This is a genomic window from Paludisphaera sp. (assembly GCF_037189885.1).
Lineage (GTDB): Bacteria > Planctomycetota > Planctomycetia > Isosphaerales > Isosphaeraceae > Paludisphaera.
This window is the reverse complement of the sequence record NZ_JBBCIR010000030.1, coordinates 117,360-143,695: the sequence shown is the minus strand read 5'-3', so window position 1 is coordinate 143,695 and position 26,336 is coordinate 117,360. Positions and strand designations below refer to the sequence as shown.

At 64.5% G+C, this 26,336-nt stretch carries 21 protein-coding genes; 2 read left to right on the top strand and 19 right to left on the bottom strand.

Going from position 1 to position 26,336, the window contains the following annotated elements; translation table 11 throughout:
• Positions 1–238 precede the first annotated feature (238 nt).
• The 7 genes from WG209_RS11130 to WG209_RS11100 all read right to left on the bottom strand — a co-directional run bounded on the left by WG209_RS11130 (position 239) and on the right by WG209_RS11100 (position 5,661).
• Positions 239–637: a hypothetical protein gene (locus tag WG209_RS11130; protein ID WP_337175113.1), complete on the bottom strand. Its 399-nt coding sequence runs from the start codon at positions 635–637 to the stop codon at positions 239–241.
• Positions 638–738: 101 nt separating this feature from the next.
• Entirely contained in the window at positions 739–1,596 is an 858-nt protein-coding gene (locus WG209_RS11125; protein ID WP_337175112.1) for a hypothetical protein, read from the bottom strand.
• Positions 1,597–1,701: 105 nt separating this feature from the next.
• A complete protein-coding gene (locus WG209_RS11120) occupies positions 1,702–2,118 on the bottom strand; it encodes an HTH domain-containing protein (protein WP_337175111.1) in 417 nt (138 codons plus the stop codon).
• 196 nt (positions 2,119–2,314) lie between these two features.
• Complete coding sequence (locus WG209_RS11115; RefSeq protein WP_337175110.1) at positions 2,315–3,118, bottom strand: hypothetical protein; 804 nt, start codon at positions 3,116–3,118, stop codon at positions 2,315–2,317.
• The gene (locus WG209_RS11110; RefSeq protein WP_337175109.1) at positions 3,112–3,957 is read right to left on the bottom strand and encodes a PD-(D/E)XK nuclease family protein; all 846 of its coding nucleotides are present in this window, start codon (positions 3,955–3,957) and stop codon (positions 3,112–3,114) included. Before WG209_RS11110 ends, WG209_RS11115 begins: the two co-directional genes overlap by 7 nt.
• Before the next feature lie 74 nt (positions 3,958–4,031).
• The gene (locus tag WG209_RS11105) at positions 4,032–4,553 is read right to left on the bottom strand and encodes a hypothetical protein (RefSeq protein ID WP_337175108.1); all 522 of its coding nucleotides are present in this window, start codon (positions 4,551–4,553) and stop codon (positions 4,032–4,034) included.
• A gap of 124 nt (positions 4,554–4,677) precedes the next feature.
• On the bottom strand, positions 4,678–5,661 hold the full coding sequence (locus tag WG209_RS11100) for a DUF932 domain-containing protein (RefSeq protein ID WP_337175107.1): 984 nt from the start codon (positions 5,659–5,661) through the stop codon (positions 4,678–4,680).
• Between the two features lie 78 nt (positions 5,662–5,739).
• On the opposite strand from WG209_RS11100, the gene WG209_RS11095 reads away from it, so the two are divergent.
• Positions 5,740–6,291 carry a thermonuclease family protein gene (locus tag WG209_RS11095; RefSeq protein ID WP_337175106.1) on the top strand — a complete coding sequence of 184 codons (552 nt, stop codon included), beginning with the start codon at positions 5,740–5,742 and terminating at the stop codon, positions 6,289–6,291.
• 43 nt (positions 6,292–6,334) lie between these two features.
• On the opposite strand, the gene WG209_RS11090 is transcribed toward WG209_RS11095, so the two are convergent.
• From WG209_RS11090 to WG209_RS11065, 6 genes are all read right to left on the bottom strand, one after another.
• Positions 6,335–6,574 (bottom strand): hypothetical protein, encoded by a 240-nt coding sequence (locus WG209_RS11090; protein ID WP_337175105.1) that lies wholly within the window; start codon positions 6,572–6,574, stop codon positions 6,335–6,337.
• Positions 6,575–6,998: 424 nt separating this feature from the next.
• On the bottom strand, positions 6,999–7,868 hold the full coding sequence (locus WG209_RS11085) for an HNH endonuclease (RefSeq protein WP_337175104.1): 870 nt from the start codon (positions 7,866–7,868) through the stop codon (positions 6,999–7,001).
• Positions 7,869–7,996: 128 nt separating this feature from the next.
• Entirely contained in the window at positions 7,997–9,958 is a 1,962-nt protein-coding gene (locus tag WG209_RS11080; RefSeq protein WP_337175103.1) for a hypothetical protein, read from the bottom strand.
• Positions 9,951–12,428: an ATP-binding protein gene (locus tag WG209_RS11075; RefSeq protein WP_337175102.1), complete on the bottom strand. Its 2,478-nt coding sequence runs from the start codon at positions 12,426–12,428 to the stop codon at positions 9,951–9,953. The genes WG209_RS11080 and WG209_RS11075 overlap by 8 nt, the downstream gene beginning before the upstream one ends.
• A gap of 13 nt (positions 12,429–12,441) precedes the next feature.
• Entirely contained in the window at positions 12,442–13,833 is a 1,392-nt protein-coding gene (locus WG209_RS11070) for a hypothetical protein (protein WP_337175101.1), read from the bottom strand.
• 555 nt (positions 13,834–14,388) lie between these two features.
• Positions 14,389–15,501, bottom strand: coding sequence for a hypothetical protein (locus tag WG209_RS11065; RefSeq protein ID WP_337175100.1), 1,113 nt, complete (start codon positions 15,499–15,501; stop codon positions 14,389–14,391).
• 1,337 nt (positions 15,502–16,838) lie between these two features.
• Here WG209_RS11065 and WG209_RS11060 point away from each other — a divergent pair.
• Entirely contained in the window at positions 16,839–17,204 is a 366-nt protein-coding gene (locus WG209_RS11060; protein WP_337175099.1) for a hypothetical protein, read from the top strand.
• A 168-nt stretch (positions 17,205–17,372) separates the two neighbouring features.
• Here WG209_RS11060 and WG209_RS11055 read toward each other — a convergent pair whose 3' ends face one another.
• The 6 genes from WG209_RS11055 to WG209_RS11030 form a co-directional block, all read right to left on the bottom strand.
• Complete coding sequence (locus tag WG209_RS11055; protein WP_337175098.1) at positions 17,373–17,891, bottom strand: hypothetical protein; 519 nt, start codon at positions 17,889–17,891, stop codon at positions 17,373–17,375.
• 1,810 nt (positions 17,892–19,701) lie between these two features.
• Positions 19,702–22,158, bottom strand: coding sequence for a hypothetical protein (locus WG209_RS11050; RefSeq protein ID WP_337175097.1), 2,457 nt, complete (start codon positions 22,156–22,158; stop codon positions 19,702–19,704).
• Positions 22,159–22,374: 216 nt separating this feature from the next.
• The gene (locus tag WG209_RS11045; protein WP_337175096.1) at positions 22,375–23,583 is read right to left on the bottom strand and encodes a hypothetical protein; all 1,209 of its coding nucleotides are present in this window, start codon (positions 23,581–23,583) and stop codon (positions 22,375–22,377) included.
• Positions 23,584–24,145: 562 nt separating this feature from the next.
• Positions 24,146–24,664, bottom strand: a complete 519-nt coding sequence (locus WG209_RS11040) for a hypothetical protein (protein ID WP_337175095.1) — start codon at positions 24,662–24,664, stop codon at positions 24,146–24,148.
• 92 nt (positions 24,665–24,756) lie between these two features.
• The gene (locus WG209_RS11035; protein WP_337175094.1) at positions 24,757–25,221 is read right to left on the bottom strand and encodes a hypothetical protein; all 465 of its coding nucleotides are present in this window, start codon (positions 25,219–25,221) and stop codon (positions 24,757–24,759) included.
• 259 nt (positions 25,222–25,480) lie between these two features.
• Positions 25,481–26,179: a hypothetical protein gene (locus tag WG209_RS11030; protein ID WP_337175093.1), complete on the bottom strand. Its 699-nt coding sequence runs from the start codon at positions 26,177–26,179 to the stop codon at positions 25,481–25,483.
• Positions 26,180–26,336 lie beyond the last annotated feature (157 nt).

Genomic DNA, 26,336 nt, shown 5'->3' with positions numbered 1-26,336 from the left:
CTTGAGAAGCTCGGCCCGAAAGGGGTCGGTCGGCCGCCCTCACCGAGCCCGGTTCCGGGCTTCCTCCATCCGTCCCAGGAAGAAAAGCCCCCGAGAACGATCAGGATCAGGACGATGGCCAGGACCACCACTCTCGAATAGGCGGCTACGACCCCGTCCGAGGTGATCAACCATGGTAAGCCACCGAAGACGAGCCATATCACGCTAAAAAGAATGGCCGCCGCGGCGAGCCTCTGTCTCAGCCCCGGGGGGGGCCGTAGTAGACGCCATCGCCGCGGAGTCGGGCCGGCTTCGCCTCGCGATCGTACTCCGGTGTTCCAGGCGTCCGCCGCCTCCTCGCCTTCTCTCGCATCTCACCGAGGTAGGCCTCCTGATGCTCGAGGGCTCGCCTCTTCGCCTCGTGCTCCGGGGTGCCTGGGATGCTCTCGAGTCGGATTCGTTCGTTCTCCTCGGCGATCATCCTCGCCAGTTGACGGTCGCGGTCGCAGTCCGTCATGCCCGGTGAACTCTCGCGTCTGGCTTCCTCGACCCTCTTGGCGATCAGGTCGGCCAGCTGCGAATCGCGATAGAACTCGGGCGTGCCCGGCGTCGCCGCACGACTGAGGTAGTCGTTTCCTCCCCGATCTTCCTGAGACATGGCCATCTCCAATCCCGCGTGGCGGGAACTCGACCGGACGCCCCTGTGGGAGCACTCGGTTTAACTCTCACGAACACCTCATCGACGCCCCCCACGGGCCCTCAGAGGTAGCGACCCGCCAGGTAATCGACGTAAGCCTCGTTGCCCCGCCGATTCTCGCTGAACATTCGTGCGATCAATTCCTGATACGTCAATGAAGAGAATTGCACGTCGTCGGCGTCCGTGTACCTCTTGAATCCGGCGATCTCGGCGTCGTGCTCGACGGCCTCGGTCCCGGGGACGCTGTTCCAGAGGTAGACCAGCCGGTAGCCCTCCTTCCCATAGCTCCGCTTGAGGCCGAGGATGTGCTTGATGAGTTGCGCGGCATTCAAGTAAGTGAACGGCCCGCCGATCGGTCGAATCCGCCTCGCGAGCTCGAGCAGGTGGGGGAGCCCGTCCCAGATATGGGCCATCTCCTCCTGGAGGTAGGGCGTTTTGATATAGCTCTCGCCGGAGCTGTACGGCTCCGTCAGCTTGCACTCGAACGCGGTCGCCCTGAGTCGCCCCCGCCCTTGGTAACCGATCTCGACGTCGAGGTTGGGGGGAATGGCGCCCGCCGCCTCCAGGATGTCGTCGATCGGGTGACGCACCTCGAAACGCAGGCTGCTCGCACGGGGAGATTGGATTCGACAGGCCCTGGCGATGGTCGAGATCCGGCCGGTCCGCTTCCAGTAGTGGAAGACGTTGACGGCGGCGGCGGACGACGACCGGAGGGAATACATGTGCCCCGGCCCTCCGCCGGGGCCGTGCAGCTCGTGGCCGTCGCCGGCCATGAACTCGGCGGCGGCTTCCTCCCCGAGGGGCTCGAAGAGGTTCTGGTCGAGGTGCTCGACGCGGCCCTGGTCGTTGAACGGGATTCCGCGGCTCGCCGCCCAGGCCCTCTGGCGAGCTACGCTGTAGCGGCTGGCGCTCATCGTCATGGGGGTCGCTCCTTCGCGAGCCCCTAATTCTCAACCTTGCCTCTGACAGCTTGAGGGTCAGTCGGCAATCGGATTTTCCCGGCCCGGGACGCCATCGTCGTCGAGCTACTTCGGACCCTGACCGGACATGTCGCTCGCGTGGAGGGCTTGCTTCAGCCGTCCCAAGGCGTCGATCATCTGCTCCGCCTCCGCCATCAACCTGCCGGCGGCTTGTAGAGAGAAATCCACAAGGGCTTCCGGGCTCGGATTCTTCCCCGGCCTGGAGGGTATTTGAGGCGCCTTGTAGCCAGGCCGGACGCGGTAGGAGCCGGCTTGATCGTCCCAGTAGTAGGGCACGCCGGCGAGTTCAAGGGTCTGGAGATCCCGGTAGACGGTCCGTTCGCTGCAGCCGAGCTCCTTGGCGAGGGATTGGGCGTTCCAACCGCCGCCCGGGGACTGGATCAGGCCCAGGAGGCGGAGGGCCCGCCCGATCCGCTCGCACTGACGGAGCCGCCGGTCGGCATCCGAACCCTTCTTCGCCATCCGCGGTATGACCTCCCGATCGAGACCTTCACGAAGGCCCCCGGGCTCCATACCCGGACCTTCGGCCGACCGTGCCCGCCGGTCTCCGGATTCGCGAGAGCGATCGTATCCAAGGGTTCTGCCAGCTTGAGGGACAGTGGCTGACCGGATTCCCCGAGGAAGCCGGTTCGATGGCCCCGAACGAACGGCCGCCCCCTCAGGAACATTGAGCGTCCTCGATGGGATGACGATCGACGCCCGATCCCCTCGGGGCCCGACTCAGCTTGAATTCGAGGTAACGACGGAGGTCTTCCGCCGCCTGGCGTTCCGCGCGGGTGAGGAAGGCGGCCCTTCCCTGGACGCACTTCATGATGTCGCCGAATGAAAGCTCCCCGACGAACGGGGACCTCGGCAGGTCGGCGAGCCGGTCCGCGTGCGGGATGGAACGCCTGAGGTGGTCCGGGTCGCGGTAGCGGCCGATCAGGGGGTGCCCCCCTTTCGGGGCGAGCAGGATCTGCACGAATTGCCTGGGCGGCGACTCGAACAGGGAACCACCTCGGTCGAAGTAGCCGCAGGCCAGCAGCCCCACGCGGATGTTCCTGAGGATCTGGTCCGCGGGGTAGCCATGCGCGCCGTCGCCATTCGTCGTGGTCCTGGCGACGTCGCTGCCGTACTTGGCTTCGATGAAGACGGTCGTCGGAGGGTTCTCGTAGGTTATGACGATATCCACCTGCGTCGAGCCCTCGGTCCAGGGGAGGAGCTCCCGGGGGTACGGGGGCATGTTCACCCAGGGCTCGATGGAGAGGTCCCGATGGAACTGTCGGCGGAACCGGCGGGTGCCCAGGGCGGTGTTGAGCAGGTCCGGCAGCCACCACCGGCTGTTCAGGACCCGGAGCGTCTGCACGATCTGCCCGGTGACGGCGTCCTCGGACGTCGGCCTGATGATGAGCGGGCAGCGGATCCGCCCCGACCTGGCCTCCTTGCAGAGGGCACCGCCCTTGCCGAGGATCTCCGTCAGCATCGGGCGATCTCCTCGTGGCGGGGGTGGATCGTCTCATCACGGGTCGATCGGCCGGTCCATTCCCGGCAGGGGCGATGGAACGGGCAGCCCGAGCAATTCAGGGGCGATTCCACGGGGTAGAAGATCTCGGCGTCGACGGCCCGTTCCACGACCTTGATTAGGTCGCCGAGCCTCCGGTAGTCGCTCGTCGTCCGGACGGCCTCGATCCTCTGGAGCCTGGGGACCTTCGTCTTCACCAGGACCGCGAATTCGACGGCCGGCTCCTCCCCGGCCGACTCGTGGAGGGCGTTCCCGTAGAACGTCGGCTGGAGCGACGTGGCCGCCTCGGATTCCGAGTAGGCCCGGCCCGAGGTCTTGATCTCGGTGATCAGGAGCGAACCGTCCTCACGGCGGGTGACCAGGTCGGCGACGACCAACACCGGCTTTTCCAGGTAGTCCCCGCGGGAGTCGGCGATGGGGGCCATCATCGGGCTCTCCACCGCGACGATGGTTCGAGGGGGCGGTTGTTCCAGATAGACATCCACGAGGGCCATGCCGCGGTCGCGACTGGCTCCGAGGGGCTTGCCCCCCGAGGCGACGACCCGGCCGTCACCGACCTGGCCGTCCCATGAATCGAGGTAGGCGTGGCGGACGGCCTCCGCCGGGGTGGGCCCTCCGGACTGGAGCTCGCGGTGATAGGCCGCCAGGGCCGAATGTACGGCCGATCCGAGGGCCTGGGCGTCGGTCACCCCCTTCCGGGGCAACTTCGCCACCCTTTCGAAGTAGTACTGGAGCGGGCACTTCAAATATTGGCTCACCGACGAGTACGACCAGTGCGGCCTGGCGACGACGGTCATCATAGGTCCTCCAAAGCAAAACGGGGACGGGGCCGTCGCCCATCCCCGGTGCGGGAAGTCGGATTCGATGCTCCGTTTCATCGTCGTGCCCGATCGTCCCCGGACTCCCCGGGGTTGAGGGCGTTGATGACCGCCCCGGCCTCCTTCTTGGTCAAGTCGTAGGGCGTGGAGCGTCTCCCGACGGCTTCCTCGATGAAGGCCTCGAGCTTCGGCCCGGAGATCTTCCGACGCCTGGCCAGCGTCGCGAGGAACTGCACCTGCTTGTTGGTGGCGGGTTCACCGTTCTGGGGCTGCTCGTCCCGACAGCCGTTGCGGGAGGGGCGGCCGACCGCCTCGGGGGCGGGAAGGCCGTTGGAATGGCCGTTCTTGCCGGATGGGTGGTCGGAATCCCGGGAGGCGATGGCGGAGTCGGACCGGTGGCGGTCGACCTGCTGGCTCAGGGCCTCGTCGGCGAGGTCGAACAATTCCTTGATCCTTTCGATCACGGCCTCGGGATCATCCGGGGTGGCGAAGATCTCCCCCTCCAGGTTCACGGAGAAGCCGTCGGAGCCGAAGTTCTCCGAGACCTTCCGGGAGAGCCCGACGTTGGCCTTCAGCATGCTTGGGTCCTCTGTCGTTTAAGTGATTCGAGCGTGATCTCACCAAACGAAGTACCCCGCCCGACGCCGCCGCACGCCGATGGCTCGGCACGCCGACGGGGACGGGCGGGGTTGCGGGAGCGGCTCAGTTATTGGCGGCCATGTCGAGGGCCAGGCGGAAGGCGTGCTGCTTCAGTCTGTTGCCCGAGCCGAACCAGGCGGACTCCAGGCGGTTGCCGCCCCGTTCCTGTTCGGAACGGCCCCGGGTCGATCGAAGATGGTCCACGAACTCGGTGACAGCGTTGAACGCGGCCCAACTGCTGTGTCGGATGGCCGGGATCTCCTGGCCCTTGCCCCCCTCGAACAGGCCGTGGAGGGTGTCGCGGACGTTGCGGGCGCGGCTGGCATTGCCGTCCTCGGGGTCGGGATAGAGGGCCTGGAAGTAGCGGCCCAGTTGGGCGGCCGAGGGGTGATGGCCGGCCAGGAAGTCGATCCGGATCTCCAGGTCGTCGTAGTAGCGGCGGGCCAGTCCGAGGACTTCCCGGGCTTCGCGGACCTTGGCGGGGAGGTCGCCCTGATGCCGAATCGAGATGCCTTCGCCCTTGCCGCTCCGGTCGGCCATGGCCAGCGTGTTGGCGCAGACGACCCGGATCGGGGTGAAGAAGACCCGGAGGGCCGATGAACCGTCGTGGGAATTCGAGAGGAGGATGAACTTGTCGGTCACGTCATCCGAGCCCTTGACCCGGATCTGCCCCGGCAGCTTGCCGAGGAGCCAGATCCGCTCTCCCCCGCGGAGGGCCCCCGCCGTGTGATAGCGGATGCCGCCGTCGGCGGCGACGGCGTCCAGGAATCCGAAGGCCTGGGCGTTCTGGACGGGGACGTAGGAGTTGCCCACCACCCCCAGGACGTCGTTGGTGTCGGCTCGGACGACCGCCTTCCTGGTCGTGACGGGGATGCCGTCCATGGTCGTCAGGCCGACCAGTCTGACGTCGTAGTCCAACCCGGCGGCGGCGATGGTCTCCCGGGCGGTGGCGGGAGCGTCGAGGTGACGTCCCAGGCCGTGCCAGGGGACCTCGCCGACGTACATCATCGCGGTGCGGCCGTTTACGGTGCAGAGTTCGTGGGCCATCGGGGTCCTCCTCGTGCGGAACATGCCGTCCCGCCGTGCGGGCAGGCTGACCGTTCCTCTAAAGGCAGTACCCTTGCGATGAGGGTCAAATCGGTCGGGCAGCGTGAGGAAGCCGAGAACGTCCAAGAGGTTAAGGTCTGCCTCCATGGCGTCGATGTACCGGAGGCCGAACAGGACTTCGGCAGCCGGGCGAAGCAGGCGGCGTCCGAGATGGCCTTCGGCCAGCAGGTGACCGTGCGGGAGGTTGACCGGGATCGCTACGGCCGCACCGTGGCCGAGGTCATCCTGCCGAATGGTCGGTCGCTGAACCGTGAACTGGTCGGGAATGGCTACGCTTGGTGGTACCGGAACTACGCCCCGGCTGACCGGGAGTTCGCGTCACTGGAGGGCGAGGCCAAGGCAGCGAAGCGCGGCCTGTGGGCTCAGCCCGGCGCCGTCCCCCCATCGGACTGGCGGAAGGGCGAGGGGGTACCCGTCTCGGCGGGGGTGGTGGGGAACCGCCGCAGCCACCTGTACCACGCCCCGAACTGCCGGGGTGCGGCCTCGATGAGCGAGAAGAACCGGGTTACCTTCGCCACGGCGGCCGAGGCCGAGGCAGCGGGGTACCGACTGGCGGGGGATTGCCGGTAGACAAAGTCGGACGACGAGAAGGTGAGCCAGATATCAAATCGCCTCAATCGAGATCGACATCGACGCCGCTCCATCCCTCGGGCGGATTGCTGAGGAGAATGGTGGTCCAAATCCTGCCATTAAAGGACGCGTCCAGCACGTAGATGTCTTCCAGATGATCCAGTAATTCAAGCGGGATGTGCTTGGCTTCCGTATGGCTTTGAGAAACCTCTCGCAGAGCGTCGACAGAGGGGACGACAAGCCAAGCTTCCCTAGGCGTGATCACCAACTCATCGGCATGCAAACGCCACTCCCGCTCCCATGTGAAATCGACTGGGGGTGTCCCACAAGGATTGTAAGTGACATGCCTCCATCCAATGGTCTCAGGCAAATTAGCATATTCGCTGTCTGGCTGATAGATTACAGGACGACCGCCCTGTTCAAACAACCAACTTTTTCTGACGATAATTCCAAATGGCGAATACTTTTATTTGTGCTGTGTCGGATTCAGGGTGATAGCCTGGAGGGCGTGCAAGGGGGCTTCGGTGAAACAAACGCAGCGATGCCTGCCCTTGATGTAACCGGTTCCACCAAGAAGCTTTGCTCCATTTAATATCGCTTGAAAATTATTGGCAGCATCGTCTCCCTTTGTAAAGTGCACAAGAAACTCACTGATGTCTATCCGATTCACTGCGGTCTCTCCTGTCAGGGTAAATTTCGCGATCAGTTTACTCTCGGTGCCTTGCCCCGCCCTTGAAAACTTCACGGCCGTGCCACTCCAGATGCTTGGGATCCGGCCGCCAGTGGGGATGCTGGGCATCCCGGATCGGCTTGCCGTGGTAGGCCAGTAGCGCCTCCTGGAACCCAGCCGTGCCGTTGGCCTGGTCGGAAACGAGCAACACCCCCTCCCGAATGGTGAATGCCCCCAGATCGAACGTCTTGTGATGCAGAACGCAGAGGGCGAGGCCGTTATCCTCGGACTCCGGCCCGCCCGCCTGATGCCAGCGGATGTGGGCAGCATCCAGCGCGATGGACACAGTGCCAAGCCGGACGTCGAACCCGCAGACGGCGCAGCGGTACTCGTAGGCCTTGAGCACCCGCTGGCGGAAGGCCGGGTCTCGTTTCCGCTTCGAAGAAACGGTTTCCAGCGTCAGCCCGACCGCGTTCAGGATGTCCGGATGAAGCGACTCAGGAAAGTGCCGCTCGAGGATTCGGCTGGCGATGGACGCGGCGAGGCTCGGGTCCGAAGAGAGGGCAGCCTGAACGTCTGGCGCAAACTCGGCCCGGACGTCGTGAGACCGCAGCTCGCCGATGCGGGGGATGTCGTCGCCGGTCTTGAGGGCGAGGCCAGGTGGGGCATGAACCGTCCAGACGCCGTCTCGCTGTAGCCGCCAGAACGGCTGCTCCGGATGGTCGGACTTCCGGGGCGGGCCGAACTCGCGCAGCAGGGCGGTGAGGTCTGGCTCAACCTGCCGGAACGTGACCTCCTTCTGGCCCGCCTGCCATCGGCCGAGGGCGTATAGGATGAGCAGCGGCTTGTGCGGGGCGCGCTGGTCGCCCTGCTTCCAGATGCTGAGGTCGTCGAAGCGTTCCAACATGGCGTCGCCTAGCATCGATCGACCTATCTCGAACGGCTAACGTCCACCAGTAAAGCGAAGCGAGGATTAAAGATTTTCGATAACAACAACAATCACATGCATAGCGCCTGATGGCATAATTACGGTACTCATGCGTCACCCGGAGAGGCGGGTGATTGTGTATATGACGTGTCAAAACCGATGCTTCCGTAATCGTGCTCGAAAGCGGCGCGGCTGAGATACTGGGTGTATAGGGTGAGGAGTGCTCCTGACCAGGGCTGATTCAATCGACGGATGCGGCGACAGTTGAAGCTGATGTGGGTGTCCTTACCCTTACGAGTCGGCGTGAACGGAATCCAGAGGTTGGGGCCGAACACCGCCCCGAACTCGGATGCCTTGATCGCATTGTTCAACTTCGGCTTATGCTGTTTGTCCACACCGGAACAAGCTTGTGTGATTTCGTGCCATCGATCCCCTGCACCCCGAAGTTTGACCCTAAGATTGTAATGATGGAGCCTCCAGCTAGGGATCAACCCGTCTGGGATCGTTCTGTCGAACGCGGCCAGCTCGGCCTTGCCGTCCTCGCGCATGACGCAAAGGTCAAGTATGGCCAGGTTGACTGGGCGGGCGGTTGCGAAATCTACATAGGCGTGCGCGCCGCTGGGATGATAGTAGTCAAGACGAGCCATGAGTCCGGGATCGTATTTGAATTGGCAAGCAGCGGAAGGCCCACCTGAATTGGCGGTCTCGCTGATGACCTCGAGCATCATGCCGTCTGAAATCCCGCGTTTGCGCTCCCCAGCTGGATCTTCGAAACGAACCATCATGTCGCACGGCTGGGCGATCAGGATGTAATGCTTCGCAGGTGCGCCGGGGCCCGGAACTATTTCAAAAATGTCGCCCAGATCGATCGGCGTGCAGTGCTTATTTAAGTACCCCGGATCTTCATAGAGCTCGATCTGCCGAATCTCCAGCGCTTTAGTCCCTTCCTGTTTTGGCGAAGGATCGAGGAGATTAGCCCCGGCGAGTTGCCTGATAGAATCCGACAGGTTTCGCAGATTCGTGTTAGTCTGAGCCAACTTGCGAGCTTCACGCCGCAGATACATGCCGAGGATGCGGAAGAGCGTGTCCGGCTCCCAGACGCCTTCGCGACGTGAGGACGCAAATACGATCTGCTCCATGTCGTAGATTGTGATCCCGGCAATCTGCTGCCTGGCGTGATCCAGGGCAGCCTGATAGACAGTCTCTGCTTCGGTACGTAGAGACTCGCACTGAGGATTCAGGAGAGTCAGCCGAAGCATCAGGATCAACCCACCGAAACAATCCTCGCTGAGCCGCTCCTTCGAGATGAGCATAAACCGAGACCGATTCAGGCCGTGCTGTGAGGCGAATCTGTTCCAGGTGTGGTGCTCCTCACTTATCGAGGGCTTCTGGGTAAGCAATGCACAACGTAGCGCCCTCGCTTCCTCATCCGGTATCCCCGACTGGAGAGCCTTCAGGATCTCGGTTCCGCCCTCTTCCGGGCCACTTTCCTTGGTATAGTCCTGGTCGATCAGAAGCAGAGTAAACTTTCCGTCGAACCGCGTGCCAACTAAGTCCTTGTGGGTCTCGCGCCATTGCTTCAGCGAGATCGTCTCAACCTCACACTCCGGGATCGATGAAAGGTGTTGGGCCAGACGAACCGCAAACGGAAGCTCAATGTCTCGATCGGCGGTAAGCTTCCTAAGTTCAGCATGAAGCGAAAGCCGCTCGTCGGCAGTCAGACTCCTCCAGGTCGCGCGGAGCCGATCGAGGCGGACGTCCTCTGGGAGCCCTTCCGGCACGGAGGTCAGGCCCGGAAGCGCCCTACAGTCGGCATCTTCCAGGACGGAGAAGTACTCCTCCGGAACGACTTGGCCGCTGTGATAGGCGAAGTCATCGTCTACCCAGATGATTCGCTTCACTCCAGCGTCTGATAGCAGCTTCGTGAGGGCGGCAACATATTCGCCGAGGGTCCGCTCGCCATCACCAAGAGGCGGCCCCTCTCCGGCCGCATCTCCTGCCGTGGCAGAATCAGGAGCTTGGGTGTGATTGACGTGCTGCTGATCGGGTTGGGCGTCGTTGTTAGGCATCGATGACACCGCTTAGGTCGATTTCGAAAACGTAGAGCCTACCGTGGCTGTTGCGGTCAGGCGCCAGCCCGATCCTACAACCCTCGCCTTCCAGCAACTGTGTCGAAATGAACATGCCGAGCCCCCGCCCTTGCCCCAGCGGCTTAGCTGTGACGAACGGCTCGAACAATGAAGCCTCGACGGAGGGGTCAATCCCCCGTCCGTTGTCCGCGATCTTAAGGAATGGCTTGTCGGTTGTGACCGTGATGACGCCAGAGGTAAGTCGTTTTGCCGCGATCTCTTGTTTGAGCCAGTATTCACTATTCAAAACGATGTTGTCGAAGACTTGCGTAAGTCGCCCACGGTTGATTTTGACCATGAACCCTTCGCCTTTGATCTCCATACGGATGCCTGCCGCATCAAGCCGTGGACGGTGATAGTCCTCCATGTCCCGGAGAAAGCTAGACAACTCAATCTCTTCTCTTTGATGCCGGACGTACTTGAGTGACGGTGCTAGGTGCTGAAGCTGTTTCCGCAAGGCGCCGACAGCTGTAGTGACGTGGGTGAGGTAGGAGGTCAGCATTCGACTAGTTGGGTGAACCTGCCCCTTGTCGATTTTTTGTCTGATCGTTTGAGTCCGTTGGGCGAGGCCATTCGCGATCTCAGCAATCTCGTGAGAGAGCGCCTCCGCTGTAAGGCCAAGCCCAACTGTCTCGTACATGTCGGCTAGTTGCGTCCGTAAGCTTTCCATCCGGCCGGTGACTTGCTCGCCGAGCTGGCGGATGCGCTCTACTTCCGCCGCGCCGCGCTCGACTTCCTCGCGAACGCTCTGAAATACCCCTACTACCGACTCGACCTCTCTCAGGGCATCCTGAACCTCTTGCGGCGCGTCCGCCTTGTCCTCATTGGCGTCTTTGATGGTCTCGACGCAATGAGTGAGCGCTGATTGCAGCGTACTGCCGACCGCCCTTAAACGATCTGTTCCAGCCGTAGCAGCCGCCAGCCTGGCGTGCATCTGCGTGGCAAGTTCCTCGGCAGATATTGGTGCCCCCGCTTGCTCACCCCCCTTTCTTTCATGCCGGAATTCGTTCCAGCTGCGACGAATCAGGTTTTGTGCATCACCAGAGAATTTCACAAACTCCTGCATTAATGAGTAGAACACCCTGTAATGCGGAGTGTCCGTGAATCCCTCTCGGTTTGTCGTCTCGAGCAGCTTCGGGTTGTCATGACCGGTAATGGCGACGAAGCCAATTGTGTTGGCTGGCTTCAAGCCGTACCATGACCGGCCACCAGTCCACTGCCTCCCCAGGCCGAGCCAGTCTTCCCCGACTCGAACGCCGAATCCATCACGATAAACACGGATCCCGTGAATACTATTGATGTATTCTCGAAATTCTCTTGCGCGACTAAAGATGTCAGTCGGTCTCGGTGCATCCTCTCCGAGATCAAAGCTATCGACTTCACCTCGGAACGGCCCGGGGTCCGCGAGAACTCCTTGGATCCTTGGAAGGCCGGGCATTTCCTCCAGTTTCTTATTGATTTGATATTCGACGAGCCATGGGGACTTACCCTTCTTGAACCCCATATCTTTTGCCCGCTTGTCGTTGAGCAAGTAACCTACGAAAGACGCTCCTTTGTCCCTCTCAATCAGTCGATTGAAAGCTTCTTGCTCCAGTGTGTTTGAAGGTGCGGGCCGTATGAAATCAAGCCTGGCTTTTCCGGAGATTCGGAAGGTTGTGCCGTCCGACTCAAAGGAGTATCTTAGTGTCGCCGCGCTGCGTACATCTTCGGAGATGTCAGCAAGTTGAAGCGGCACACCATCCACCGACACCGTCACGAAGAAGTCTCGGACCAATTGGAAAGGGGAAATCAGTCGCGAAAGCCCTGATTGGAGATTCTCTAGAGATTCTTTAGTCGTCCACTGATCCGAGTCCTTCAGGCCTGATACAAGAAGCAGCGTCCCTTTTTCGGGCCGTTCGATCGGGTTGAAATGAATGCCAATCTCATTCAAACTACGCCCAGTAGCAAAATCTGCCCAACTGAATGAAACCCGATAGCCGGTCTCTTCTGAGCCGGCTCCGTCTGGACGGGTGAGAATCTCAACATTCGTGCCGAGCCGTTGAGTGCAAAGCCTCCCGAGCCCCTTGTCGCCCAGCGGGGTGCGTCCCTTTGCAGTGAGCCGCCTCTCGGTCTTAAAGCCCCGCTTGTGAGAGCTCGAGATGTATAGCCACCCGTCCCGAATTCGGTCGCGGGTCATCCCCGTACCGTTATCTTCGATCATCAGGTAGCCTTTGGCGTCCGTGTAATAGAACCCTTCGCCTGGCTCTCCCTTTGTGTCGATTGTAACCTTGGCATACGTCGCATCTGCGTCGTAGCAGTTCTTCACCAGTTCGACGAGTGCCTGGACCACGTCGGTTACAAGCTGCTCGCCCAGTTGGAAGACCACCCAGGAGTCGATCTCGAAATGTAGTCCTGGTGAGTTGTCGGGCATCCCGGTTCCCTCCTTACTTCCGGAACACCAGCACGGATTCTGCCCGCATGGTATCGGTGACGCTGTTTTTGACTGCCATCCGCTTAGACACAATGCGTCGCCCAAGCTCGGCCACCTGCTGACAGCCCCTAGCTGTCAGCAGATCAGTCAGGATTCGATCGAGCGGAATACTCACCCCCCCGACGCGGCGATTTCCCACAGTCCAGACCAAATAGGCTCCGGGCCTCATTTCATCCAGGATCGGATTCAGGCAGCGATTGAGATCTCGACAGAAGATGCCAACCCGTTTTATCCGATCGCGAGGATATGTCTTGAGCGCCGACTCTACGCCGCGAAAGGCCGGTGATAGCGCGCTTAGCTCTCCAATAGGGTCCACGTTCCTTGCGAGCACACCGCCGAGACTCCTCGTATCGATCTCGTGCGTGCTCTTGAGCCAACCGCTATCCCAGTTCTCTACGATGTCTTCTCCATCGATCCAGTTCAGGGGGAGGTAGGAATACTGTCCGTACGGCACGGTTGACTTATTATCTCCATATGGGGGAGATGATATGAGCAGGTCGTGCCCTGAAGTGGGATTCGGGTTGTGCTGCTGCTTCGTGGCATCCCTTAAGCGGATCTGAATCGGATGTATGTAACGTCCTCTGGTGATCAGCGTGCTTTCTTTCAGGAGTGAGCATTGGGTTTCGAAGTGCCGGATGTTTCGCTCGACCGCTTCCTCGAAGATCTGCAACGGTGAAGGCCGGTGCGAGAGCAGATCCTGCTTCGATCGGAGATGGAGCTTGAAAGTCGACGTACGGGAGTTGCACGACAGACGGGCGGCTTCGGCTAGGGCTACCCAGAAGAAGCGTCGCGCCCAGATTGCCCCTTCGCTCCGTACCGCTCGCCGAATTCGTGACAGATCCACGGCCACATCCCGCCGAAACCATTTCTCGAGTCTTGGTAACTCGGTTTCCAACTCGGTTGACCGATCAGCGTCAACCTGCCTCATGATTTCGCGGAACTTCTTGGCCAATGCCGCCGGATAGAACGGACCAGCCTTCGTCAAGCACAAGAGAATCGCGAGAGGGTTGATGTCCCAACCGGTGAAACGAAAGCCGTGGATCATCGACTCGGTCAGGGTAGTACCCGAGCCGACGAACGGATCGAAGGCGCTCGTCACTCCAGGTCTAGCCGCGATGACCGCCCGAATCAGCTCCCCCTGCATCTGGGGAACCATCATTGCGGGATACTGAAAGAGGGCGTGGGCATGGCCGCGTCGGGAGTTGCCGCGAAAAGCCCAATACTCCCGGTCGGAGGCCGATAGGCCTTCCAGTCGGCTACGAAGCACCTGATCTGGGTTGACTCGGGTCTGGGTGAGAGCAGGCACGCAATCATGCTCCTTGAACAGGTCGAGGAGTCGACTCATCGACTCTGCTGGGCCGTGTCTGCCCCCTGAGTGAGTCCTCCTTGGTGCCGTGGCAGCTGCCAAAGGAGCCGCCGGATGAGCGGGAGCCCCCCGCCGACACGATACCGCCAAATCTAATATCTTACAGCCCAATCCGCCGGAGGCAACGGGTCGCCAATCCACGACCTCATGCAGATCTCGGGCAGTTGCCAGCTTCCACTCGACGACTCACCCATAGCTTACCCCACAGGAGGAAACCGGGTCGCCTTGGACGGCCGCGGGCGAATGATCTCACGACACAGGTTCAATTCACCTCGCCTCCAACCCCCGTCCTGATACTTCCCCGGTCCGGGCTAGTTCCATGATCGCGGCCCTGACGAAAGGCGACAGGTGGGGCCACTTTACGACAAGCTCACGAAGTGCCACGTCCGTGCAGGCAATGTGCAGGCAGGCCTCCCGGCTCTCGTCGCAAGTCGTTTTGGGAGAATCATTTGGAAAACCAAGGACATGGATGCAATTCCCGCGTCCCAAACTACAAACGCGAGTCCGGAGCAGGCTCCACACCGATGAAGACTGCTACCCGCCTCCAATGATCCACAACTTCAGTCGAGCGTGACGTAACCGCCCCGACCTGGCAGCATGGTCCTGGCCGATGATCCGCGCCCGGCGTCCAAGGTACGAAGGGGCGAGCCGGGGTTCGCCGGACGGTCCGATCAGGGTCATCGAGCGACGTTCGTCGTCCGACCAGGCGGAGACCCATGCGATCGGCCTCAGGACCCCGTCGGGCCCTCGACGGCCGAACTCGACGGCCCCGATTAGGCCCTCGTGACCCTTGCCGGGGGTTCCGGCTTTGGACCCGATGACGACGGCCTCGACGGTCAGCTCGGCCTTCCGCTTGAGCCAGAGGCGGGATCGCCCGCCGGGCTCGTAAGGTGAATCCATCCGCTTCCAGACGGTCCCCTCCCCCCCGGACTCGACGATGCGGTCGTGGACGGCGGCCTTGTCCGCGACGTACGTCGGGACGACCTCCAGGTGGGGATTGTCGGCGGCCTCCGCGGCTCGACGGAGCAACTCAAGCCGGTCGTAAAGCGGGAGGTGCGTGACGTCCCGGCCCAGGTGGGAGAGCAGGTCGAAGGCGTGGAACCGCAGGCGGGCCTGCTGGCGAGCTTGGATGAGCCGGGCCTTTTCGGGGCTGGCGGAGAGGACCGCGACGGCGGCCTGGAGGGGATGGGCCGTTATGGTTCTGCCGGTGTCGATCCCGGCGACGGGGCAGACGAGTTCGCCGTCCAGGACGGTCCCGGCCAGGCGATCGTAGCCGGCGGCGAGGTGGGGGAGGTTGGCCTGGAACTCCGACAGGCGGTAGCTGACCTGCGAGATCGTTCGGCCGGTGATCCGGACGCCGTCTCGCCCGACGTGCAGGAGGGCCCGGACGCCGTCCTTCTTCTCCTGGACGCACCAGGCTTTCTGATCCCGCTCGATGGCCGCCGCCTCGGCGGGTGCTAGGTCGTCCCACGACCCCAGGAGCATGGGCATGATCTGCGCGGGGAGAGGCTCATTGGGATGCCGAGACTTCCAGAAGTGATCGCGGAGGGCGGCCATGTACGGCCGCTTGCCGGCCCGCCCTCCAGGCGTCGAGACGGCGAGTTCGAGGGCGATGCATTCAGTTTTGAGTTCGGTCAGCGTTCGCATTCACGGCTCCTTTGATCCGGCAGCCCGTCGGCCTCCCGACGTACCCCGCTAGGGGGTGAGGACGCCGTGGCTTCGGCGAAGGCCACGACCCGAGGCGGGCGGCGACCTGCTTAAGGGGAGGCAGGGACGTACACTCGCCAAGTTGCGTCCGATTGCCTACCGCCCGCGGGCTCGGGCGGGCCACCGTCGCCCCGGAGGACGAGGGCCTCCAAGACATGCGGGAGGCTGGACCGGAGGATCCGCATGACCATCAGGTTCTGGCCGGCTGTCGACCCTGAGGGCGTGAAGCTCGAGTGCCGAGCGACATGTAGGCAGGCACGCGACTTCGCCGTCGCGGGTCGGCCAGATCCCGACGGTCGGGGATTCGGTCAGGGCGGCGGTGGCGCATCATGGCGGGCGCGTCTTGGGGTCTGGGGCAGGCGTAGAGGCGCGGTCGCGCGGGGGCCGCCGGGGAGAGCACGTCCAGACGCTCGCCTATGTAGTGGAGTCGGCGAAGTCGCCGGCCACGTGCGTGAGAAGCGGACGGACTCCCCCTCGGATTGGCCCGACGGCGAAGTCGTCCCAAAGGTCTAAATAATCAAATTTTGAGATATGTTCGCATGGAATGGGCACCATATTCCACATGCGTCTTGGTGGCGGCAAGGGACCCATCGAGCGTGTCCGAGACGCGCCAGGGAGGCGTGCGTGCCGGTCAGCCTGAGCGCGACTCTTTGCGGCCCAAGCCGGTGGAATCATCTCATCGGGGCCCTGCTCCAGAACCTTCGACCGCCGCAGCATCACCGCGCCGCCGTGTTTAGCCGCCTCTCCCGCGGCGGTACGGAAGGCTGCGAAGATGACCGGCGGCCCGGACCCGCATGGCGGGCGTGCCGGGCGGACGCTTCCCGATTCGACCTCGCCAGGCAGTCTCAAAACCTGGATTACGCGTCGTTTCATCCCCGTTCGACGGCGCCAGGCTAGCGATAACGGCTCGACATACAGGCTAAAGGAAGGATGGTCACGTCGAACGCAGTGCACGGGGGCCCTTGCGACCACCGTGTCAATATCAATACATATGGCGAAGGGGAAATCCACTGCATGGCCCGCGGCCGGGGGAGACGGACCTGGACCGTTTCAGGAGTGAGCCTGCCTGAACCGGGCCGTCGAGTTGCGGCGATGCGGGAGATGCGAGGATTTGGAGTGACTGACGAATTCGGTTGAAACGGCGGCCTGTTTCAATCACGATTTCTTCATCGAGTCTCGGCCCGCTCATGCCGATCCCATGACGTGGCAGCGCCGACGAGGCCGATTTTTTTAAATTAATCTGCATCACTTTCAAATTGTTTTTCACGGGAGACTGCATGCCGCCCCCTGATGATTCGGACAAGTTCAAGAATCGGACGCCGCAAGAAATCTTGGCCGACTTGCTCCTCGCCATCATGGCGGAGCGGCGAGGACAGTTTCTTGAAGGGACGCTCAAGAGATTGCATGAGATCGCCCGCGCCAAATGCCAAGCGGAACAGGAATGTCGGAAGCGCGCTGCTCTCGACCGGAGGAAAAGAGCCGCCGCCGATCCCCCATTGCCCTGGATGGGCGAGGGGGGCTTCCCACGCTTCCCAGCCGCCTTGGAGGAAGTCAGAGATATGCTGGACCGTCAGGGCATCCGTCTGACGATCACGGATGCGCCTCTACCGGCCCGGGTGACGATCCAACGAGTCCCCTCCTGAGTCGAGCGGCGATCCCGTTAAGGGGCCGTCGACGCCGCCGACTCCCTGGTATTCGACTTGACGCCTCGCGCCGTGTCGAGGCGGGAGGCTCCTCCCGGCTCTCGGGCCTGGAGATCCACCGGCCCGAGAGCCGATGGATCTTGAGCCCGGACGGACGGGCGGGCCGTCTCAGGGAGCGGTCCCCGCCGGCTCGACGGAAATCTCCACCCGGCCCGGGCTGATTTCCAGCTCCGAGAGGAGCCAGGTCCGTCCCGTCGGGAAGGTGGTGTCGGTGGCAGCGAGATCGTGCGTCCCAGGGAAGAAGGTCTCCCGCCAGGGCTTGGGGGCCTGCCACGAGAAGCATGGCCCGTGGATCTCGCACAGGTCGACGGACCGGTCGTCGCGGCGGGCCAGACGATCGAACTCGCCGATCAAATCACCCGACTCGCCGTCGCGGGCCGGACGGATGACGATCCGGCCGACGCCGGTCTCGGGGTGGGGGTCGGAGGCCTCCAGGGCGACGGCGTCGCCGGGACGCCACCCGGCGAGTTGGACGACCGAACGATCGAGGCGGACCTCGATCGGACCGTCGAGCTCGCCGATCATCTCGACGGCCAGGATCTCGTCGGCATTCCGGGCGGGATCCTGCTGGAGGTCGAGGTACCGACCGCTGGCCTGGACATCGATGCTGTTGGAATCGGGTTTCATGTTCATTCCTGATTTAAATGTCGAGGTCGAGTTCGGCGGAGCGTTGTGCTCGACCACCTCTCCCTGCGACTCCTACCTCGGTTCAAGGTGGTATTCTGGCGGGGATATCGCGGCTGCAACTCGCCGAAAGGTCTGATTGTGGTCGTGGCGCCTCTCGCCCGAGGCGGCACTTCGAGACCGTCTGGCGACTTCTTCAGCGGGGTGTATGGCTACGGGCTCGAAGGAGGCCGTCCCGAGGGGCGAGGACCGTCCCTGGGCGTTACGGACGAGGTGACACGTCGGCACCGAGCAGGCCGTCTTCTCGACTGTTCGCGGGGGGCGAGAGGTCTGGTGGCGTAAGCGGCCACAGAGAGCTGCATGCGGTCCGCTGTGCCGAGGGGGCGTGCTCGGATCGCCGCGACTGCTGAGACGCTCGGACAAATCCTCCGGAAACACGGCAGAAGGCTCATCGCACGGGGATCTTGTCCGAGCTTCTTGATGGGTTCGGTCGGGGTTAAGCTCCGAGGGCCGAGGGGGGGAAGGCTCTACCGTTTAGTCCAAAGGTCTTCGGCCGAAGCTCTGGCTCCCGTTCCGGCGGACGTCCCTCCCCCTTACGAAGGAGTTCAGGCCGAGCTGAGGTCGTCGCGCGGGGTGCTCCGCCGAGCTTCATGGTTGAAAAAGGCCCGAGTTTGCCGGCAAATTTGCTACCTCTGGTCTTACCTCGACGGCACGCCCCTGGATTTCAGCCGGCCTGCCAGTCGACGGACGACGACTTCGTCGAACCCTCCAACGGCCGGGGCCGGGGGGAGTGCCTCATCAGACTTTACCGACCTGGAAGACACCCGCGATGAAGATGGAAGCCTGGCGGATCGACTGCAACTGAAGTTCGCCCGCCTGGCGTCTTGGGATGCCTGGCTTCCAAGGAGTTCGCGACATCCCCAACCGGAAAGAATACGGCCTCGTCCACCGAACTTCTCTGGTTCGGCCAGCCCAACTTCCCGGGGCAGGGAAATCCAGGCCGACCATCGGCGGGACCGCTCCCGTGCAGGGGATGTGGTGTCGGGCCCCCGCTACGCAGGGTCGCGATGCCGGCGTTCCGGAGTGGAAGTCTGGTCTTCGGATGTAGTCGTGCCTGGGGACGCGCGACGAGTCGAAGGCAAGGAGAGGTGGCGGCCATGAGGATGGGATGGGGGATCGGGGTGGTCGAGTCCGGGTGGACCGGAGACGACGGGGGATACTAGGCGTTGAAGCCGATGAGCCGATGAGTCGGTGATTCGGTCCAACGACCCACCCTTCCCTCGGGGATGGCGGCCGGCGTCTCCCCGGATCGCTAGGTTCCTGGTTCGGGCGCGACTCCTTCGAGTCGAAGGGACGAAGAAAAAGATACCTTAAGTGTCCCCGGATAAGTCCTCGGGGGGCCGCGCCCTCGTCCGATCGTCGTCCAGGATTGCGTCGGCGATGCGGAAGGCCAACTCCTCGGCGCCGGCCGGGATCAGGCCGGTGATCTCCCCCCCGACCGGGGTGATGAGCGGAGGACGATGGAGACGGGGGGCACGGAGGGACATCGACCATCGGCGGATCGCCTCGGCGGCGTCGTCGGTGAGGGAGATGTCCGGCGACGGAAAGCGGTACTCGATGGCCGCGAGATGGGGAAGACGGGGGTCGGGGGATAGGACGACGGCGGGTCGCGAATGTCGGAGACACCAGGCCAAGTAGGCGTCGACGGCCGGATCGAAGGCGTGGGCCACCTTGAGGTAGCCCAATCGCCTCGCACGGTCCAGGTGCCCGGTGTGGGAGATGTTGCATCCGCCGGCCTCGCATGAGGGCGGGGTCAGTCTCCCGGGGGATCGCCCGACGCTAATAGATGGAGGGACCTCTCGACGTCCAGCATCAGCCCCAGGTCTGGCATGAACCCGAGGCCTCCATTCGGTGCGGCCCGGAGACGGTCCGTCCGACGTCGCTCGTTTTCTCGGCATAGGATCCGGACCCTCCGGGACAAGTCGGACTCGGACAGTTCCTCGGATGGCGTCTCGAGGAGGCGACGGATCTCGGGGCGGAGCGACGGCTGGGCGAGGACTTCTTCGACGAACCGACGGAGATTTCCCAGCCGGGCCGCCCAGGGGCCGCTAGATTGGGCCCTCTCGCGAGCTGGCATGATCACCTCGAGACCTTCCCCCGGGCCTGGGACGAGAGCCGGGGCATGGACTGCGGGGGGAAGGGCTCGGACTGGGCCATCAGCCGGACCAGGTAATGCGAGAGCCGCATCCGGCTCCTGATCGCGTTCTCGTGGACCCGGTTCCAGATCGGCTCCGGGACTCTGCGGACGTACAGGGGCCGGGTCAGCTCCGTATCCGGCCCGGTCGACTGCATGGGCGAGGTCGGCGTTTCGGTCGCGCTCATGTTCGTGGGATCTCGTAGCGGGGAGGGGATTCTCGGGTTTCGGTCGGGTCGTCGAGGGGCCGTCGTAAATTCCGGGGGGATCGAGTCGGGCCTCGCCGACGAGGGCGGCCAGGGCGGAGTCATAATCGAGGGACCAGGATCCCTCGGGGACGACGGGGACGGCCAGGCGGTAGGTGCGGGCGCGGCCGGGGCCGTTCGGGTTGTGCCATCGATCCTTGACCACCTGGAGTACCCCGTCGGACTTGGCGTCATCGATCCGCGCCTTGTAGTTCATGTGGTGGCAGCCGGGCCAGCGGCGGACGACCTGGCGGATCGCCGGGGCGGCGTCCCAGCCGGAGCCGTCCTCGGCGGGACGCCCGCGCCGCTTCGCGAAGGCCAGGAAGTGGAGGAGGAAGTGGGCCTTGGCCGGCCGGTCCGCCGGCGGCAGGGCGAGGACCCCGGGGCGGAGGGCCAGGAGCTCTTCGGGGGCGAATCGAGGGCGCGCGCCGGCGGCGTCGCTCGGGACGGCGACCCCGGGAGGCTTGGGGCCTCCCGGCGGGGTGGCGGCCGGGTGGTCGCGATGGTCGGCGTACCAGCGGCACATCCGGTCGACGTGCCTCGCGACCCGGTCGGTGCCGCGGGCCAGGTCGCGGGCGACGTCCTCGCTCTCGTGGCGGGGGTCCAGGGCCCACGCGGCGAGGATCCCGGCCGCCTCCTCGGCGTCATGGCCGCGGAACCAGACCAGGTGGGCGGCCAGGTGCTTGAGCGCGGCGGTGCGGGTGCCGGGCAGGCGGATGCCCAGGGCCATCAGCTCCTCGGCCTCCCGCGCGGACCCGGGGCCTCGGTCGACGAGCCGGCGGTAGCGTTCGACGGCGTCTTCGGAGGGGGGATGGGGGGCCGGTGCGTGCCGCTGTCGGCGGGTTGGCCGGGAGGGGACGTCGCCGCGGGCGGCGGGGGTGGGGGTTGGAGTCGGGACGGGGACGGGGGCGTCACGGGCCCGCGCCTCGCGGACATTCAGGATGCGGCGGGATTGCCGCTCGCGGTGGCGGTCCAGGTTGTCGTACAAGTCTTGGAGCGAGTGCCGGCGGATGCGGCCGTTGGCGTAGTCGTCGATGAACTGGACCCACGCCCCCGGGTCGTGGGGGCGGCCGGGGATGTGGCCGAAGGGGAGCCGGCGGGCGTGGGTGGCGGAGGGGAAGAACTCCACCTGGCCGGGGACGTGGCGGAGGCCGGCGGCCTCGAAGAGCATGCGGTACTGGTGCAGGAAATAAGGCCGGTCGAAGAAGAGGTCGTACCATCGGCCGCCCGAGGGGGTCGGGTGCCGGACGACCTGGCGGGGGTCGTCGGGGTCGAGCCCCAGGCGGCGGATGGCGGTCTCGACCTGGCGGCGCCGTTCGCCGAAGGGCGGCTTGGGCCGGGGCGGCCTGATCCGGTCGAGGAGCCGGGCCCGGTCGCGCTCGTCGACGCGGGTCAGGTCGTACTTGTCGGCCAGGACCTGTTCCCTGGTCCGGTCGGCGTCGACGTCTAAGCCGGCGTAACAACTCGTATCGAAGCTCCGGGTTCCGACCCACTGGGGCGGAACGGTCGGGACGCGGGCGCCCAGGAGGTGGCGGACGACGTGCTCGGCGTAGAGCTTGCCCCGGAGGGCGGTCCAGGCGCGGGGGCCCTGGCCGACCCGCGTGACGACGCCGCCGGTGCGGCGGAAGGCGTATAGGTTCATCAGGTCGACCAGGCGGGTTTTGGTCGCCTCGGGCGGGGAATCGGGATCCAGGAGGCGGAGCTTCTCGTCGAGGGTGAAGCGACGCTTGGGCCGGCCGGACCGCGTGCGGGGAATGTCGTCGGGCGGGGCTGGGTCCGAGGCCGGGGGGGAGAGCGCCAGGGGTGCGAGCGTCGCGGGGAGGTCGGGCATGGTCGGGCTCCGAGGTGGGGGACGTTTCCGATGTCGTCCCTACCCCGGCGCGGACGGGATATCTGGCTGGATCCTTGACCAGGCGCGGGATCGATGGGCGATGGCCGTTCCGGCTCGACACATCGCCGGTATGTTGCCTTGGGCGACCGGTCTCCGACCGATTCCGGGAAGAGAGAAAAGATACTTAATGTGTCCTGGCTTTTGGGGCGGGGCGATTCATCGGCGGAATCCGCCCAGGGAGGCGGAGATCAGGAGGTTCTGAAGCCATTCGTCGCGATAGCGATGCTCGTTGAGCCGCTCGGCCGGGCATCTCCGGCCGTCGTTCTTCCGCGTCACGGCGGGGTGATATGGCCTGAAGTTGTAGAGCAACGCCCAGGCCCGGCAGTGGAGGTCGCGGGCTTCGGCTCCACCCTGCAGGTGTCGGCCGTCGTCGAAGTAGCGGTTCATCGAACGCATCACCCGGTCGAGCATGTTGCTGGCGCGGTGGCCGCCGGGGTGCGAATAGGCCGCGGCGTACTCCCGCGACCGGCCGCGTAGCTCCTCGACCTGCTCCAAGAGCCACGTCGACATCCCCTGTCGTCGGGCCCACCCACGGAGCCGCCGAAGTCGTTGGGAGAAGGCCCCGCGAGACAGCGCGTGATACGACTCCCAGGCCCGCCTCGACATTTCGTGGAGCGACTGCTTGAGCTTGCCCCGACTGCGGATGTTCAGCCAGCCGTGGAGGAAGCAGCTGAGCGGGCCGATCAGCGGAAACAAAGCGAGCCATGCCTTATGCGTCAAGGCCCAGCCGTCGACGCTCGCCGTCCGTGGGCGGTAGTCGGGCCGCACGTCCCGGGCCCCGCTCGCGAATACGCCGCAGGCCGCTCGCAAGTCCTCGGCGCCGGCGGTTCGGGCCAGGGCGGCTCCCAGGCAGCAACCCTCGGCCACGGTCGTGGCGACGTAGTTCTTGGATCCGTCGCGGGGCTGATGGTGCTCGTCGGCCAGCAGGTGTTCCGGCAACTCGGCCCGCCGGGCGGTGGTCCCCACGACGCTGTTGCGCTCAGGGGCGACCTCAAGGCGATACCAAAACTTGACGCCCCGGCCAAAGACCCGGGCCGACGCCCAGGACGGCACGCCGAAGTCCAGCTGGAACAGCGGGCCGCAGGCCTCGTCGGCATAGCCGACCATGTACGGCAGGACGAAGCAGGGCCGGACGGAGAAGGAGCCGCCCGACTTGCACCGGACGCGGCGCAGGCGGACGCCCAACTTGACGGACGTGTGGTCGTCCTTCAGGCGATAGCCTTCGGCAAACGCCCGCGGGAAGAGTTCCGGGCTGTCGGGGTAAACCTCGTCGAGCCAGCCGCGGAACCGCCCGGGGTCGTCGACGAGGTCCCGATAGACGCTTTGGTCGACGGGCAGGCAGATGGTAGAACAAGATCGGGCCAAGAGTCACCTCCGCGCCGTGCGGGTTTCACCAATGGTGACTCTTGACCCTCCTCCTGCCTCGTCGCCATCCCATTCCATCCCCAGGGACTCCCCGCCCCAAACTCCGAGACGGTCAAGATTCTTCTACCTCGAGATCGGGGGCTCACTCCCCCCTGGGGCCCGGACGCTCTCCGGGCTGAGCCCCAGTTTCCGGGACGGTGGTCCCTTGCGTATGGGTTCGTGGCCGTCCGAGGGCGGCATGGCTTTGACGCGGGCTCGCGCGGGTCGTCGGGTGGAGCGACCGGCCCCTCGATTCAGCCGCCTCGTGGCGGCCGGCGGGAAGGTGGGCTCAGGCGACTGGGATGGGCCGGGCGCCGTCGAGCACAAGCGTGCCCGAGAAGACGAGCATCGGGTCCGCGGGGGGGTTGGCCTCCCGCTACGGCCCGCCTGCGCGTCCCCCCACCCAGGACCTGGTCTAGTTGATCGTCGACAGGTTCTCAGGCAAACCGCCCGCCGAGTCCACCCACACTCCTCGGACGGCCCAGACTGTCGCTCTCCCGAGCCGCGAGTGCGCGGGCGGAGGTCACAGGTCGACCGGCCCCTGACTTGCTCGACGTCGGGCTGCCGCACCGCTCGCCCTTCGTGGCGCGGGAGGACGGGACTTCAGGTGGTCGGCGAGCCGCTTCAGCGACTTGGCGGCGCGGGGGGCGATCCACTTCCAATTCGAGTCCGGGTAGCGTCGGCCGCGGCCGACGACGCGGTCGACGGCATCGGCCAGCTCGCGGACGAGGCGGGCCTGGTTGGATTTCAGGTTCATCGCGATGACGGTTCGATCTCCGCCCTCCTTGACGAGCCCGCCATGTTTCTCGACGAAATCGCGGAGATCCTGGCCCAGCGGCGGGTTGTCCAGCCGGAGCAGCAGCGTGTCGCCGGCGCAGGCGACCGTCACGCTGATCTCGCAGAACCGTTTATAGACGTCGGATCCATTCCGGTCGTCGATGCGGATGCTGATCTTGCGGTCAGGGTCGCGGTGGTCGTCGGGCGGACGCCCGTAGGCGTCCAGGAGGAAGTCGGCCAGGGATTGAATTGAAGCGTTCGGCATGTTGATCGTCCTGTGCGTTTGCGGCCGGGCCGGTGAGGCCGGGGCCGCGGGGCCTGTCTTGCTGGAAAAGCCTGGAAGGAGACCGGGCGGGGTCAGCCTACCTCGCACCTGACCACAAGTCTGTCGACGTCCTCGAGCCTCGACAAGCCGGCCTGAATGCGAGAGAGGTATCCGTTCGCCGCGCCCAGAATCGCCGCGGCCAGCGTGATCCGGTAGTCTGCGAGGAGGACCGACCAGTACCACATGAGCTCGACGACGTCGGGCAACATCTGGGGCGGCGTGGGCGGGGGAGAGACCTCGCCGGGGTCGATCTCGAAGATCGACGCCTCGAGGCCCAGGCCGTCCCTGAAGGCCCGCTCCACGTCGGCCCCGGCCCGGGCCAGTCGATCCCGGTGATCGCTGAACCGAGCTGCCTGGTAGTGGTCGAAGTGCAGTGCGTTCTCTCCCTCGATCGCCGTGAGTTCGGATGCCAGCCGGTTCAAGAGCCTGGCCGCCCGTATGGGCGAGTGCTGAGGGGGCGTGAGCACCGCGAAGAGCGCGTCGTCTGCCGAGGCCATTTCTACTTCTCCCGATCGATGGCGGGTCATCGGCCGGCAGCCAGGACCCGCGCATAATCCAAGGTGTCCGGCCCGCGGCGCCGCTCGCACCGACTCGGACCTCGCAAGGAGGGGCCAAGATGCAAAATGGCACGGGCGCAGGGCAGAACGGCGAGACGCTAATGCCATCGTTAAAATACTTTACGTCATTCGCGGCGGCATAATCACGAATGCAAAGCAAGCACATCAGTTGCATATGGCCGGCGGCAGGGATCGTGCGCTACTCGTCGATCGCCGTGACCTCCGTCAGACCGTTGTCGCATCGCGTCAAGTAGCCGCGCAGGCGGCCGGATTGGAGCAGTGCGTGATACTCGCTCATCCCATGCTCGGGGAAGAGCACCTTGAAGGCGCGGCTGACGCGCGATTGGTCGACCCCCATCTCCTTGGCAATCTGCTTCTGCAGCAGGGGTTCCGCGGCGGAGTCTCGATTGCGCGTGGAATGGTGATTTCTCAGGATCAGGAGCAGCATCGCGGCGTCGATACTCTTATGGGACGGGCGTGGGCCCTTCTTCGCCGATAGGCGACGCCCCCGCCTCGCGGCCTTCGGTCGCGGCGAATCGAGCCGGGCGAGTTCGTCCTGCGCGTCGCGCTTGAGCGACCGATATTCCGGCGATCCGAGGACGCCGGGGGATCCGAGGAGGTTCTGGGGCGGGTTGAGGAAGTACATCAGGGCCTGATGGGCCGTCTCCGCCCGGTATGGATTCAGGCCCTGGACGGCGACCGGGGTCCTGACGAATCGGAGTCGGACCAGCGCATCCAGGTGGGTACGGATCCCCTCGTAGGCCCGTTCGAGCGGCCCGCTCCGGAGGTCGCGATAGGCGGGGCACCAACCGGTGTGGCCATACTCCTCGATGAACCGCTCGGCCTGCTCGACCTCCGACCAGAAGGCGCCGAAGGCGTCGCTCATTTCGGGATTCATTGGCGTCGGTCTCGCGGGGAAGGAAGGCTGGCGGGGATGAGTGTTCCCGGGACGGTCATGTGACATGGACGCGGCTGGTACGACGTCGCATCAGGAGGCGGCGGCGGCCGGCCTCGGCTCGAAGCCCAGCCCGCATCCCCGGGCCGGCCGCCATCGA

Bases quoted from the DNA above. Each gene is read 5' to 3' on its own strand.
- WG209_RS11130 (WP_337175113.1), bottom strand. From the start codon at position 637: ATGTCTCAGGAAGATCGGGGAGGAAACGACTACCTCAGTCGTGCGGCG.
- WG209_RS11125 (WP_337175112.1), bottom strand. From the start codon at position 1,596: ATGACGATGAGCGCCAGCCGCTACAGCGTAGCTCGCCAGAGGGCCTGG.
- WG209_RS11120 (WP_337175111.1), bottom strand. From the start codon at position 2,118: ATGGCGAAGAAGGGTTCGGATGCCGACCGGCGGCTCCGTCAGTGCGAG.
- WG209_RS11115 (WP_337175110.1), bottom strand. From the start codon at position 3,118: ATGCTGACGGAGATCCTCGGCAAGGGCGGTGCCCTCTGCAAGGAGGCC.
- WG209_RS11110 (WP_337175109.1), bottom strand. From the start codon at position 3,957: ATGATGACCGTCGTCGCCAGGCCGCACTGGTCGTACTCGTCGGTGAGC.
- WG209_RS11105 (WP_337175108.1), bottom strand. From the start codon at position 4,553: ATGCTGAAGGCCAACGTCGGGCTCTCCCGGAAGGTCTCGGAGAACTTC.
- WG209_RS11100 (WP_337175107.1), bottom strand. From the start codon at position 5,661: ATGGCCCACGAACTCTGCACCGTAAACGGCCGCACCGCGATGATGTAC.
- WG209_RS11095 (WP_337175106.1), top strand. From the start codon at position 5,740: ATGAGGGTCAAATCGGTCGGGCAGCGTGAGGAAGCCGAGAACGTCCAA.
- WG209_RS11085 (WP_337175104.1), bottom strand. From the start codon at position 7,868: ATGTTGGAACGCTTCGACGACCTCAGCATCTGGAAGCAGGGCGACCAG.
- WG209_RS11080 (WP_337175103.1), bottom strand. From the start codon at position 9,958: ATGCCTAACAACGACGCCCAACCCGATCAGCAGCACGTCAATCACACC.
- WG209_RS11075 (WP_337175102.1), bottom strand. From the start codon at position 12,428: ATGCCCGACAACTCACCAGGACTACATTTCGAGATCGACTCCTGGGTG.
- WG209_RS11070 (WP_337175101.1), bottom strand. From the start codon at position 13,833: ATGAGTCGACTCCTCGACCTGTTCAAGGAGCATGATTGCGTGCCTGCT.
- WG209_RS11065 (WP_337175100.1), bottom strand. From the start codon at position 15,501: ATGCGAACGCTGACCGAACTCAAAACTGAATGCATCGCCCTCGAACTC.
- WG209_RS11060 (WP_337175099.1), top strand. From the start codon at position 16,839: ATGCCGCCCCCTGATGATTCGGACAAGTTCAAGAATCGGACGCCGCAA.
- WG209_RS11055 (WP_337175098.1), bottom strand. From the start codon at position 17,891: ATGAAACCCGATTCCAACAGCATCGATGTCCAGGCCAGCGGTCGGTAC.
- WG209_RS11050 (WP_337175097.1), bottom strand. From the start codon at position 22,158: ATGCCCGACCTCCCCGCGACGCTCGCACCCCTGGCGCTCTCCCCCCCG.
- WG209_RS11040 (WP_337175095.1), bottom strand. From the start codon at position 24,664: ATGCCGAACGCTTCAATTCAATCCCTGGCCGACTTCCTCCTGGACGCC.
- WG209_RS11035 (WP_337175094.1), bottom strand. From the start codon at position 25,221: ATGGCCTCGGCAGACGACGCGCTCTTCGCGGTGCTCACGCCCCCTCAG.
- WG209_RS11030 (WP_337175093.1), bottom strand. From the start codon at position 26,179: ATGAATCCCGAAATGAGCGACGCCTTCGGCGCCTTCTGGTCGGAGGTC.